Source organism: Caulobacter sp. SRI_008 (assembly GCF_057586355.1).
The window spans coordinates 1-12403 of sequence record NZ_JBYCZS010000018.1 but is presented as its reverse complement, the minus strand read 5'-3'; the positions used below and the strand labels follow the sequence as shown (position 1 = coordinate 12403).

Here is a 12403-nt window from a genome sequence, read left to right as displayed (position 1 = left end):
TCAGCCGACCGGCATGGACGTCGGCGTGATCGACCCCTGCCCGCCCTATTTCCCCAGTTCCGGCCCGACACGCGCGGCCCACGCCCACAGTTCGAGTTTCTCATGTCGCTGACCCCTTCCACCCGCGAGGCCGCCCGCACCAACGTGGACCTGTGGACCACCCTGGGCCTCGTGACCGTGCTGGCCTTCTTCCTGATCAGCGGCACGATCGCCTATCGCAACATCCAGGTGCTGCGGACCAACAACCAGATGATCATGCACTCCCACAAGGTGCTGATCGCGCTGGACGAACTGCTCTCCACCGCCCAGGACGCCGAGACAGGCCAGCGCGGATACCTGCTGACCGGCAACGACCGCTATCTGGAGCCGTACCAGAGCGCGGTGACCGCAGCCGCCACACGGCTGGAGGCCGTCTCGTCCCTCACGCAGGACAACGCCGAACAGCAGGCCAACACCCGCCAGTTGCGCAAGCACATCGACGCCAAGCTGGCCGAACTCGACGAGACCATCACCCTGCGCCGCAGCCAGGGCGCCCAGGCCGCGCTGGCGGTCGTTTCCACCGATCGCGGCAAGACCGAGATGGACGCTATCCGCAGCCAGCTCGACGTCATGCGGCAGGAGGAAAACCGGCTGCGCGCGCTGCGCATCGCCGAAATGCAGGAAGCCTACAAGACGGCCACGGCCAGCGGCGTCCTGTCGGGTCTGCTCGGCGCGCTACTGACCATCGCGGTGTTCGTCCTGGTCCGTCGGGCGGCCACCGCCCGCGCTCGCGAGGAATGGCTCCAATCGGGCCAGGTCGGGCTTTCCGACGCGATGATGGGCGACAAGTCGGTCGAGGAGCTGTCCGACGGCATACTGTCGTTCCTGGCCGGCTATCTGGGCTTCCAGGCCGGCGCGCTGTTCAAGGGCGAGAACGGCCACTTCTATCGCGCCGCCGCCCTGGGCATTCCCGCCGACGCCAACGTGCCGCTGCGGTTCAGCCTGAAAGAAGGCCTGCTGGGCAAGGTCGCCGCCGAAGGGCGAGCGACGATCGTGCGCGACGTGCCGGACGGCTACATGACCATCGGCTCGGCCCTGGGCGCCGACAAGCCGCGCCACCTCGTCCTGGTCCCGACCCATGCCGACGACACGGTCAACGCCGTCATCGAGCTGGGCTTCCTGCATCCGGTGGGCGACCAGGTGCTGAGCCTGCTCGACCAGGCCTCGGCCTCGATCGGCATCGCCCTGCGCTCGGCCCGCTATCGCGTCGAGCTGCAGAACGCCCTGGAGGAAACCCAGCGCCAGTCGGAAGAACTGCAGGTGCAGAGCGAGGAACTGCGGGTCTCCAACGAGGAGCTCGAGGAGCAGAGCCGCGCCCTCAAGGAATCCCAGACCCGGCTGGAGCAGCAGCAGGTCGAGCTGGAACAGACCAACAGCCAGCTGGAGGAACAGGCCCAAACCCTGGAAACCCAGCGCGACGAACTGGAGCGCAGCACCGCGGCCGTCACCTTGAAGGCGCGCGAGCTGGAGCAGGCCAGCCAGTACAAGTCCGACTTCCTGGCCAATATGAGCCACGAGCTGCGCACCCCGCTGAACTCGCTGCTGATCCTGTCCAAGCTGCTGAGCGACAATCCCGACGGCAACCTGTCGAGCGAACAGGTGAAGTTCGCCCAGACCATCGCCTCGTCGGGCAACGACCTGCTGACGCTGATCAACGACATTCTCGACCTTTCGAAGATCGAGGCCGGCCACATCGAGGTGCGGCCCGAGACGGTGAGCGTGCAGCGCCTGGTGAGCGACCTGCGCCAGCTGTTCCAGCCGGTCGCCGACGAGCGGCGCCTGGCCTTCGAGATCGAGATCGACCCCGCCTGCCCGGCCGCCTTCGAGACCGACCGCCAGCGCCTGGAGCAGATCCTCAAGAACCTGCTGTCCAACGCCTTCAAGTTCACCGAGAAGGGCGGCGTCACCCTGACCATCAAGCCGGCCGCCGAGAGCCTCGCCTTCGCGGTCCGGGACACCGGCATCGGCATCGCGCGCGAGCAGCAGGAAAGCATCTTCGAAGCCTTCCGCCAGGCCGACGGCACGATCAGCCGCAGATACGGCGGCACCGGCCTTGGCCTGTCGATTTCGCGCGAGCTGTCACGGCTGCTGGGCGGCGTGATCGGCCTGGAGAGCCAGGCCGGCCAGGGCAGCACCTTCACGGTGACTTTGCCCGTGGCCTACGATCCCGCCCGCATCGCGCCGCGCGAGACTCAGGTTCGCGCCGAAACGCCGGCGCCCACCGGGTCGCCTCAGCGCGCGCCGCGGCCGGTTCAGACCGTGGAGGACGACCGTGAACAGCTGGGCGGCTCGCGCCGCGTGCTGCTGGTCATCGAGGACGACGAGGTGTTCGCCGGCATCGTGCGCGACCTCTCGCGCGAGATCGGCTTCCAGTGCCTGGTGGCCGGCACCGCCGAGGAGGCCCTGAAGCTGGCCAAGCGCTTCAAGCCCAGCGCCGTGGTGCTCGACGTCGGCCTGCCCGACGAGTCCGGCCTGATGGTGCTGGACCGCCTGAAGCGCGACGACGCCACGCGCCACATCCCGATCCACGTGGTGTCGGCCAGCGACCACGCCCAGACCGCCCTGTCGCTCGGCGCCATCGGCTATCTGGTCAAGCCGGTCCGGCACGAGGACCTGGCCGACGTTCTGCGCGGGCTGGAGGCCAAGCTGGCCGGGTCGGTGCGGCGAGTGCTGATCGTCGAAGACGATCCTGTGCAGCGCGACGCCGTCGGCAAGCTGCTGTCGTCGGGCGACGTCGAGACCGTCGGCGTCGGCACCGCCGCCGAATGCCTCGAACAGCTCAAGCAACAGACCTTCGACTGCATGGTGCTGGACCTGTCTCTCCCGGACGCCTCGGGCTTCACCCTGCTGGAGACCCTCAGCCAGGACGACGACCGCGCCTTCCCGCCGGTGATCGTCTATACCGGCCACGACCTGTCGGCCGACGACGAGCAGCGGCTGCGCCGCTATTCCAGCTCGATCATCATAAAGGGGGCCAAGTCGCCCGAGCGCCTGCTCGACGAGGTGTCGCTGTTCCTGCACCAGGTGGTGTCGGAACTGCCGGCCGAGCAGCAGAAGATGATCCAGAAGGCGCGCAATCGCGACGCCGTACTGGAAGGGCGGCGGATCCTCATCGTCGAGGACGACATCCGCAACGTCTACTCCCTGACCAACGTGCTGGAGCCGCGCGGCGCCATCGTCGAGATCGCCCGCAACGGCCAGGAGGCGATCGACGCCCTGGCCCGCGCGGCCGAGGATCCCGCCCGCGCCGTCGATCTGGTGCTGATGGACGTGATGATGCCGGTGATGGACGGCCTGACCGCCGCCCGCGAGATCCGCAATGACCCCAAGTGGGCCAAGCTGCCGATCCTGATGCTGACCGCCAAGGCCATGCCAGACGACCAGGAACGCTGCATCGCCGCCGGCGCCAACGACTACATGGCCAAGCCCATCGACGTGGACAAGCTGCTCTCGCTCGTCCGGGTCTGGATGCCGAGATAGGCGACCCCAGTGCCCGAATCCGTCGTCGACCTCGAAATCCAGCTGCTGCTGGAGGCGCTGTACCAGCGCTATCACTACGATTTCCGCCACTATGCGCGGGCGTCGATCAAGCGACGCCTGGTGCAGGCGCGCGACCAGTTGGCGTTCCCGACCATCTCGGCGATGCAGGACCGCGTGCTGCACGACCCGTCGTTGCTGCCGCGCCTGCTCGACTACCTGACCGTCCAGGTCAGCGAGATGTTCCGCGATCCGTCCTATTTCCGGGCGCTGCGGGAGAGCGTGCTGCCTCACCTCAAGACCTATCCGTCGCTGAAGGTCTGGATCGCCGGCTCCAGCACCGGCGAGGAGGTCTATTCCCTGGCCATCCTGTTTCGCGAGGAAGGCCTCTACGACCGGACGCTGTTCTACGCGACCGACATCAATCCCGAGGCCCTGGCGGCCGCCGAAGCCGGGGTCTATCCGCTCGAGCGCATCCGCAAGTTCACCGAGAACCACCAGAAGTCCGGCGGGCGGTCTTCGCTCTCGGACTACTACACCGCCGCCTACGGCCGGGCCGTGTTCGACAAGACGCTGCGCGAGCGGGTGGTGTTCTCCGACCACAGCCTGGTCACCGACGCCGTCTTCGCCGAGATGCACCTGATCTCGTGCCGCAACGTGATGATCTATTTCGATCGCCCCCTGCAGGACCGCGCGATCGGCCTGTTCCACGACTCCCTGGCCCGCAAGGGTTTCCTGGGACTGGGCTCGAAGGAAAGCCTGCGGTTCTCGGCCCATGCCGGCGGCTTCTCGGACTTCGTCCCCGGCGAGAAGATCTACCAGAGGCGCGAGCCATGAGCGCCGCCCCCTTGAAGGCTGTCGTGATCGGCGCCTCGGCCGGCGCCGTCCAGGCGCTGCTGACCATCCTGCCCGCCCTGCCCGCCAGCTTCCCCCTGCCGGTGCTGGTGGTGGTGCACGTGCCGCCAGACCGCGACAACGTCCTGGTCTCCCTGCTGCAGGCCAAGTGCCGGCTGACGGTGAAGGAGGCCGAGGACAAAGAGCCTCTGGTCGGCGGGACGGTCTTCTTCGCGCCGTCCGATTATCATCTCCTCGTGGAGACTGACGGAACGCTGGCCATCTCGACTGACGAGCCGGTGAACTATTCACGACCGTCGATCGACGTGCTGTTCGAGAGCGCCGCCGACGCCTTCGGCGAAGCCCTGGTCGGCGTCGTCCTGACCGGCGCCAACCACGACGGCGCGGCGGGCCTGCGGGCCGTGACGCAGGCGGGCGGGACGGCGATCGTCGAGGATCCGAACTTCGCCCATTCCCGGGCCATGCCGCTCGCCGCCCTCGAAGCGAGCCCCGAAGCCGCCATCATGACCATCGATGCGATCGCATCGTACCTGTCGAGTTTGGGAACCACGCGATGATCGCCGAAAAGCCGATCAATTTCCTCCTGGTCGACGACCTCGAAGAGAACCTGCTGGCGCTGGAAGCCCTGCTCCAGCGCGACGGCCTGACCTGCCTGAAGGCTCGATCGGGCGAGGAGGCGCTGGAGCTTCTTCTGACGCACGAGGTCGCCCTGGCGCTGCTCGACGTGCAGATGCCCGGCATGGACGGCTTCGAACTGGCCGAGTTCATGCGCGGCAGCGAGCGCGCGCGGCACATCCCGATCATCTTCCTGACGGCCGGCGCCGCCAACCTGCAGCGCCGCTTCCGCGGCTACGAGGCCGGGGCGGTCGATTTCATCCAGAAGCCGATCGAGCCGAACGTCCTGCGCAGCAAGGCCGCCGTGTTCTTCGACCTGCACCAGCAGCGCCAGCAGATCGAACGGCAGCGCGACGAACTGGACGCGGCCGCCCAGGCCCTGCGCCGGGCCGACCGTCACAAGGACAACTTCCTGGCCGTGCTGGCGCACGAGCTTCGCAACCCGGTCGCGGCCCTGGGCGGCGGCCTGCACCTGCTCAACAAGGACATCCCGCCCGAGCGGGCCAGGGACATCCGCGTGCGCATGGACCGGATGCTGTCGCACCTCTCCCACCTAGTCGACGACCTGCTCGACGTCTCGCGCGTCAGCCAGGGCAAGATCTCGCTGAAGAAGGAGCGGATCGAACTGGGCGACGCGCTGCGCTCGGCGATCGAGGCCAGCCAGCACAACATCGACGCCGGCTCGCACCGCTTCGACGCCGACCTGCCCGACGAGGCGATCTGGCTCGACGCCGACCACACGCGCGTGGCGCAGATCGTGGCCAACCTGCTCAACAACGCCGCCAAATATACCCCGCCCGGCGGCGAGATCACGCTGACGGCGCGACGCCTGGAAGCCGAGGTCGAGATCCGGGTCACCGACACGGGGGTCGGCATTCCGCCGGCGATGCAGTCGCGCATCTTCGAGATCTTCGCCCAGGTCGAGGACCATCTGACCAAGGCCCAGGGCGGCCTGGGCATCGGCCTGGCCCTGGTCAAGCAACTGGTCGCGCTGCATCGCGGGACGATCGAGGTCGAGAGCGCGGGCGAGCACCTGGGGAGCACCTTCATCGTGCGGCTGCCGACCATCGAATGATGAGCGCGGCTCACGGCGTCAGAGAGCAACGCGTTCCGACCCGAGGGCCCGGCGTCGCCTGACGTATTAGCCGCCGGCCACGAGGTTGATCTCGAACTGCAGCCCACGCGCCGAAGGCGTCACGGCGATATCGCCGCCGTGAGCGGAGACGATGGCGGCCACCGTCGCAAGACCAAGGCCGTGGCCCGCCGTGGTGCGCGACGGATCGAGGCGCACGAAGCGCTTGAAGATTCGGTCGCGATCTTCTGGCGGCACGCCCGGCCCGTCATCGCCGAACACCACCCGGACACTGTCGCCGGTCGCTCGCGTCAGTATGCGGATCCGAGCCCCGGCGCCCGCGTGGAACAGGCTGTTGTCCATCAGGTTCGACAACCCCTGCAACAGCAGGGGGCGATCGCCGCGAACGGTCGCGGGCTGCAGGTCGAGCGACAGCGTCATGCCGGCCTTTTCCAGCGCCGGACCATAGGCTTCGGCCAGTTCTTGGACGAGCGCGACGAGGTCCAGGGCCACGAAACGATCGCGCACGGAACGCCCTTCGATCTCCGCGAGCGCGAGAAGACCCGACAACAGGCCCTGCAGATCATCGACCTCGCTCAAAGCGCCTTCGACACGCGCCTTCTGGGCGCCATCGGTTGTCTCCGCCTCGATATCCTCCAGGCGCGCGCGCAGGCGGGTCAGGGGGGTGCGGATGTCGTGGGCGATGTCGCCCGAAACCTGGCGCAGGTTGCTCATCAGGGCCTCGATGCGATCGAGCATGCGATTGAGCACCGCGGCCAGCTGGTCGAACTCGCCGCCCGAGCCGTCGACCGGCATGCGGCGGCGCATGTCGCCGGCCATGATCCCTTCGGCGGCGCCATGGATCGCGTTGAGCCGCCGTTGCACGACCCCGCCGAAGCCAAAGGTCGCCAGTACGCCCACCGCCGCCACCAGGCCGGCGCTGATCAGGAACACGCGCAGCAGGGCGCGGTCGATATCGAGCAGGTCGGCGCGGTCGGCCGCCACGACCAGTCGCCCGCCGCCTGGCAGGGGCGCATTCATCGCCTGGGCGACGCCGCTGCTGCCGTCGGGCCGGCGGAACCGGATGAACTCGCTCCAGCCGGGCGGCGGCGTCTCGGCCTGGAAGTCCCCTGCCCTTCGCCTGCCCGACGCGTCGAGCACGATATAGCCCATGCGGCTGCCGGCCTCGGACCGCCCCGCCAGATAACCCAGCGTGCCCCGGGCTGGACGCCGGTCGCGATCGGTCACCGCCCGCACCAGCACGTCGAAGCCTGCCCGCTCGTAGGTGGCGAGCAGCGACTGGGTTTCCAGCTCGATGCGATGATCCAGCTGCCGCTCGATCTCGTGGTGGACCATGCTGAACGTCACCACCCCGACCGCCAGCGTCAGGACGCAGGAAATCCCCGCCACCACGAGGCTGAGGCCACGAACGGTCCTGGGCGTTCGACTAAGCATCGTCGTTCATCATGTAGCCGGAGCCTCGGACCGTGCGGATGGCGCTGCGCTCGAAGCCTTCGTTCAGCTTGCTGCGCAGCCGGGACATGTGGGTCTCGACGATGTTGGTCTTGGGATCGAAACCGAAGTTCCAGACCTTTTCGAGCAGCATGGTCCGCGTGACGATGCGGCCGGGATTGCGCATCAGTTGCTCCAGCAAGGTGAATTCCCGGGGCTGCAGATCGACCAAGCGCCCGCCCCGACGCACCTCCCGGCGCAGCAGATTCATCTCGATGTCCGCCACGCGCAGGACCGTATCGAACTCGCCCGTCGGCGGCCTGCGCCCCAGCGCCGCCACGCGCGCGGCGAGCTCGACGAAGGCGAACGGCTTGACGAGGTAGTCGTCGGCGCCCTCCTCCAGGCCGTCGACCCGATCCGCGATCTGGGCCATCGCCGTCAGGAGCAGGACCGGCGTCGTCCGCCCCTGCGCGCGGATCGCCTTCAGGACCGACAGCCCATCGACGCCGGGCACCATCCGGTCGAGCACCAGCACGTCGAAATCACGCTCGGCCAGGCACCGAAGCGCCACCGAGCCATCGGCCTCGACCTCCACCACATGGCCACGCTCCGTCAGGCCGCGCTCGATGAACGCAGCGGTCTCGGGATCGTCCTCGAGCAGGAAGACCTTCATGCCCGCCTTACCGTGATGTTGGCCGCGCTATACATTTTCCCAACCTTGCTTCCAGCGCATCGACACGCCAGCGCCAAACGATAAGGCTTGGGCGCGCACCGTCCGCTCGCCCACCCTAGGCCGATATCCCCCGCCGTGATCCACGCTCAAGCCCAGCCTCCGCAACAGAGCCCGCCGATGGACGGGCCTCGCCAGGCCGTGTCTGAGCGCTGCGCCCGGATCGGCCTCAAGCTCACCGACAAGCGTCGCGAACTGATCGAACTGCTCGACGGGATGGACGCCCCCTTCGACATGGAACAGGTCTGGTGGACCGCCCACAACCGGGGCCAGCGCGTCAACCGGTCGACGCTGCATCGACTGGTCGTCGACCTGGTGGCGGCGGGAGTTCTGAACGAGATCGGATCGATCGACCGCCAGCGCCGCTTCGCGCCGCCCCTGCCGGTCGATGTACAGGTCCAGACCCCCGAAGGTCGCGTCCCCGTGGACGACGCGACCCTGGCCGAGATGCTGGCGCGCGTGGCCGCCAGCAGCGGGCTGGCCGTTGGCCGGGGCAGGATCGTCATCACCGTCGAACCCTAGCCCGCCGCCGGACCGGAAGCGTCCAGGCGATCGGCAAGGTCGCGATAGGCCGCGACGGGCGCGCTACGGAGAAAAGCGACCATCTTCGCCGTAAACGCGGCCGTCGCGGTTGTCGCCGCCTGTTCGAACTGCGCCAGCGCGCCGGCGATCTCGCCCTCGGCGGCCAGCACCCGACCGAAGTTGAAATGGCCGCGAAAGTCGCCGCCGGCCGCGGCCCTGGCGTAGCAGTCCCGGGCCATGGCGAAGTCCTGCTCGACCTCCCAGCCGTCCTCGTAGAAACCGCCCACCACGTTGATCGACTTAGCGTGGCCCAACTCGGCCGCTCGCTGAAACCAGGCCAGGGCCGCCTTGCGATCAGCCTCCACGCCCTCGCCCAGCATCAGCCGGGTGGCGAGGTTGTACATGCCCCAGTCGGAACCGGCCTCGGCGGCCTGGAGATACCACTGCGCCGCGACGGCGAGGTTGGCCGCCACGCCCCAGCCGTTCTCGTAACAGCGGCCGACCATGTTCAGCGCCATCGGATGCCCCGCCCCGGCGGCCCGCAGGAACAACGCCAGACCGCCGGCCGGATCGGCGGGACCGCCGGCGCCGTCGAGCAGCATCTGCGCCAGCAGGGCCTGGGCCTCGGCGACGCCGGCGGCGGCCTGCTGCGCCAGCCAGGCTCGCGCGGTCTCGGGCGGCCCGGAAAGGACTTCGGCGACGGCGGCGGCGATGTCGTCCGGGGAGACGTTTTCTGAGGCGGTGTCCATGGACTCTCACCAAAGCGAAAGGCCGCGCCCGCCGAAAGGCGGACGCGGCCGGTTCAGGGATGTCGCCGCGCCTAGAACTTGGCGTTCAGCGACAGGACGGCTGAGCGCCCCGGCGCGATGGTCGCGTAGTGCGAGGCGTAGGCCTGGGTGTAGTAAACCTCGTCGGTCAGGTTCTGGATGTTGAGCCGGGCCGAGAGGTTCTGGTTGATGGTGTAGGTGGCGTTGGCGTCGAACCGCCAATAGTCCGGCACCCACTTGGGCGTGGTGGCGCTGGCGTTGCCCATGACCTTGGCCTGGTAGTTGGCGCCCAGGCCGACCTTCAGCTTCGGCAGAACCTCGTACGTCGTCTGCACCGCGAAGCTGTGCTTGGGCGTGTTGGGGAACTGCATGCCGTCGGTCAGGCCCGCCGCCGCGCCCGAACCGCCGTTCTTGACCAGGATGGCGTCGAGATAGGTGTAGCCGCCGAAGACGTCCCACTTGTCGGTGATCGAGCCGGACGCGCCCAGCTCGTAACCACGGACGCGCTTCTCGCCGGCCATGGCCACGGTGCCGTCGGTCTGGGTGATGCGGGCGTTGGTGGTCTTCACCTCGAACGCCGCGCCGGTCAGGCTGAGCTTGCCGCCGAACACGTCCCACTTGGCGCCGGCCTCGAGGGTGGCGTTCTCTTCCGGGCTGAGGTTGGCGTTGACCGTGCTCGACAGCGCGTTGCCGTCGCTGCCCTGGTTCAGGGCGTTGCCGGCCGGGGTCGAGGCGGTGGCGTAGGACAGGTAGATCGCGCCGGCCGTCGTCGGCTTGTAAACCACCGCGGCCTGGTAGTTCAGCAGGTCGTCCTTGCGCTCGTAGGTCGAGCGGGCGAACGGCGTGGTCGTCGCCCGGGCGCTGACGTAGCGGGCGTCGTAGCTGTCGTAGCGCAGGCCCAGGTTCACCTGCCAGTGCTCGTCGAACTCGATGGTGTCGAAGCCGTAGATCGACTTGGTGACCGTGCGCGAGTTGTTGGGGTTGTTGACCCGCGAGATCGTGCCGGTGAACGGGTCGCTGGTGTTGGGATTGGCCAGCGTCGTGCAGACATAGGCGGCGATGGCCGCGGCCGAGCAGCTGCTGAACGTCGAGGCCAGGGCGCCGTTATAATAGACGTTGTAGCTGTCGTTCTCGCCTTCCTCGCGCGACAGCTCCAGGCCCGTGGCGAAGTTGTGCTGGATCGAGCCAGTCTGGAACTTGCCGTAGAAGTCGGTCTGGTTGGTCAGGGTGCTGACCTCGCTGACGCGGCTGTTGGGACGGCGCCAGACCAGGCCGTAGTAGATGTTGCCCTTGCTGTCGTCGGGCTGGGTCCAGATGTAGTCCTGGCCCGTCTCGGCGTAGCGGGTGGTGTTGCGCAGGTGCAGGTTGTCGCCGAAATCGTGCTCGAAGCGGACCGTGCCCATATCGACCCGCTCGCGGCGGAAGTCGCGACCCTTGACGCCGTACCAGGCGCTGCGGTCGGCGAGCAGCGGCTGGCCGTCGCCGGTCTGGTAGACGCGCGCGCGGCCGTCGGTGCGGGCCACGAAGGTCGGGTTGTTGTACGGGATCCCGCTGTCGGGGATGTCGTCGCTCTGCATGTGGTAGTAGCTGACGACGACGCGATTGTCGGTTCCCAGGCCGAAGGCGATCGAGGGGGCCACGCCCCAGCGGCTGTAGTGGACCTCGTCGCGGCCATCGACGCCGGCGTCGTGGGCCATCAGGTTCAGGCGCACGGCGACGCCTTCGGCGACCACGTGGTTCACGTCGAAGGTGGCGCGCTTGTAGTCGGCGGTGCCGACCGCGACCTGCCCGCCGATCGAGTCCTTCAGGGTGGGGGCCTTGTTGTTGATGAAGACGCCGCCGCCGGCGCCGCCGCGACCGCCGTAGCTGCCGGTCGCGCCCTTCACGACCTCGACGTTCTCAACGTTGAAGACTTCACGCGACTGGGAGCCGATGTCGCGCAGGCCGTCGACATAGGTGGCCGACTGGGCGTCGTAGCCGCGCAGGAACGGACGATCGCCGACCGGGTTGCCGCCCTCGCCCGCGCCGAAGGTGATGCCGGGCACGGTGCGCAGCGCCTCGACCAGGCTGACCGAACCGGTCTGGTCGATGAGGTCGCGCGGGATGACGGTGATAGATTTCGGCGTATCGCGCAGCGGCGCGGTGATCTTCGGCGAGGCGGCCTGGGCCTTCTTGCTGTCGACCTGGACGCCAGAGACTTCGGTGGTGTCGCCGTTGTCCGGCGCGGCGGTGGCCACCGGCTCGTCAGCGACGGTCGCCGCGCTGGCGGCGGCCGACAGGCCCAGGCCGGCGACGCCCGCGACCGCGGCGGCGCTCAAGGCGCGTCGGCTCAAGCTGCGAACGCCTTGGGTGGAAGTGTTTCTCATGATCTCGATCCCCGAAGCCCTGCCCGGCTGGGATCAACCGAGCGCCTTTGTTCCTGACAATGCGAGGCGCTCTTAACTTCCACCTATCGCCACATCAATGAGAAGCAGTCGCAACAAACATTGATTATTCCCAATGTTCACCACAGTCCTTCGGCTGCTCGCGACAGGTTGGTGCTTCTTGACGCCGCAAACTCATCTTCACTGAGGCCCTTGGAGACCTCAGCGCACGAAGAAGTCGACCGGTACGACCACCTCGACCGGGTCGCCCGGCACGTCGTCGGGCGGCGGCGGCATCGGCGAGGCGCGGCGGACCGTGGCCAGGGCTTCCTCGTCGAGCAGCGGATAGCCGCTGCCGCGCGCGATCCTGGCGCTCAGCACCGCGCCGCGCCGATCGACCGTGAAGGCGACCTGGACGACGCCCTCCTGTCCCTGGCTCTGGGCCCGGCGCGGATAGCGGCGATAGGCCTTCAGGCGGCCGAGCAGCAGGCCTCGCCAGGTGACGGCGGCG

10 protein-coding genes are annotated in these 12403 nt (G+C 68.2%); 5 read left to right on the top strand and 5 right to left on the bottom strand.

The annotated features are described in order from the left end of the window. Positions 1-102 precede the first annotated feature (102 nt). From AC2YHT_RS16470 to AC2YHT_RS16455, 4 genes are read left to right on the top strand one after another with little or no spacing between them, the layout of a single operon-like run. A complete protein-coding gene (locus tag AC2YHT_RS16470; RefSeq protein WP_487290862.1) occupies positions 103-3519 on the top strand; it encodes a response regulator in 3417 nt (1138 codons plus the stop codon). A 9-nt stretch (positions 3520-3528) separates the two neighbouring features. Then, the gene (locus AC2YHT_RS16465; protein ID WP_487290861.1) at positions 3529-4353 is read left to right on the top strand and encodes a CheR family methyltransferase; all 825 of its coding nucleotides are present in this window, start codon (positions 3529-3531) and stop codon (positions 4351-4353) included. After that, positions 4350-4928 carry a chemotaxis protein CheB gene (locus tag AC2YHT_RS16460; protein ID WP_487290860.1) on the top strand — a complete coding sequence of 193 codons (579 nt, stop codon included), beginning with the start codon at positions 4350-4352 and terminating at the stop codon, positions 4926-4928. Before AC2YHT_RS16465 ends, AC2YHT_RS16460 begins: the two co-directional genes overlap by 4 nt. Beyond that, complete coding sequence (locus AC2YHT_RS16455; RefSeq protein ID WP_487290859.1) at positions 4925-6061, top strand: hybrid sensor histidine kinase/response regulator; 1137 nt, start codon at positions 4925-4927, stop codon at positions 6059-6061. Before AC2YHT_RS16460 ends, AC2YHT_RS16455 begins: the two co-directional genes overlap by 4 nt. 66 nt (positions 6062-6127) lie before the next feature. Here the strand turns inward: AC2YHT_RS16455 and AC2YHT_RS16450 are convergent, their stop codons facing one another. Continuing rightward, positions 6128-7513 carry a sensor histidine kinase gene (locus AC2YHT_RS16450; protein WP_487290858.1) on the bottom strand — a complete coding sequence of 462 codons (1386 nt, stop codon included), beginning with the start codon at positions 7511-7513 and terminating at the stop codon, positions 6128-6130. After that, complete coding sequence (locus AC2YHT_RS16445) at positions 7506-8183, bottom strand: response regulator transcription factor (protein WP_487290857.1); 678 nt, start codon at positions 8181-8183, stop codon at positions 7506-7508. The genes AC2YHT_RS16450 and AC2YHT_RS16445 overlap by 8 nt, the downstream gene beginning before the upstream one ends. 177 nt (positions 8184-8360) lie before the next feature. Between AC2YHT_RS16445 and AC2YHT_RS16440 the strand changes: the two genes are divergently transcribed. After that, entirely contained in the window at positions 8361-8762 is a 402-nt protein-coding gene (locus tag AC2YHT_RS16440) for a helix-turn-helix domain-containing protein (protein ID WP_110132978.1), read from the top strand. Here the strand turns inward: AC2YHT_RS16440 and AC2YHT_RS16435 are convergent. The 3 genes from AC2YHT_RS16435 to AC2YHT_RS16425 all read right to left on the bottom strand — a co-directional run. Then, a complete protein-coding gene (locus AC2YHT_RS16435; protein WP_487290856.1) occupies positions 8759-9511 on the bottom strand; it encodes a tetratricopeptide repeat protein in 753 nt (250 codons plus the stop codon). The two genes, AC2YHT_RS16440 and AC2YHT_RS16435, sit on opposite strands and share 4 nt — an antisense overlap. Before the next feature lie 71 nt (positions 9512-9582). Continuing rightward, positions 9583-11895, bottom strand: coding sequence for a TonB-dependent receptor (locus tag AC2YHT_RS16430; protein ID WP_487290855.1), 2313 nt, complete (start codon positions 11893-11895; stop codon positions 9583-9585). 219 nt (positions 11896-12114) lie between these two features. After that, the coding region (locus AC2YHT_RS16425; RefSeq protein WP_487290854.1) for an energy transducer TonB at positions 12115-12403 on the bottom strand (289 nt) is incomplete at its 5' end.

Excerpts from the sequence above, each read along its gene's own strand:
- AC2YHT_RS16455 (WP_487290859.1), top strand. The coding sequence starts at position 4,925 with ATGATCGCCGAAAAGCCGATCAATTTCCTCCTGGTCGACGACCTCGAA.
- AC2YHT_RS16430 (WP_487290855.1), bottom strand. The coding sequence starts at position 11,895 with ATGAGAAACACTTCCACCCAAGGCGTTCGCAGCTTGAGCCGACGCGCC.
- AC2YHT_RS16460 (WP_487290860.1), top strand. The coding sequence starts at position 4,350 with ATGAGCGCCGCCCCCTTGAAGGCTGTCGTGATCGGCGCCTCGGCCGGC.
- AC2YHT_RS16450 (WP_487290858.1), bottom strand. The coding sequence starts at position 7,513 with ATGCTTAGTCGAACGCCCAGGACCGTTCGTGGCCTCAGCCTCGTGGTG.
- AC2YHT_RS16435 (WP_487290856.1), bottom strand. The coding sequence starts at position 9,511 with ATGGACACCGCCTCAGAAAACGTCTCCCCGGACGACATCGCCGCCGCC.
- AC2YHT_RS16470 (WP_487290862.1), top strand. The coding sequence starts at position 103 with ATGTCGCTGACCCCTTCCACCCGCGAGGCCGCCCGCACCAACGTGGAC.
- AC2YHT_RS16445 (WP_487290857.1), bottom strand. The coding sequence starts at position 8,183 with ATGAAGGTCTTCCTGCTCGAGGACGATCCCGAGACCGCTGCGTTCATC.
- AC2YHT_RS16440 (WP_110132978.1), top strand. The coding sequence starts at position 8,361 with ATGGACGGGCCTCGCCAGGCCGTGTCTGAGCGCTGCGCCCGGATCGGC.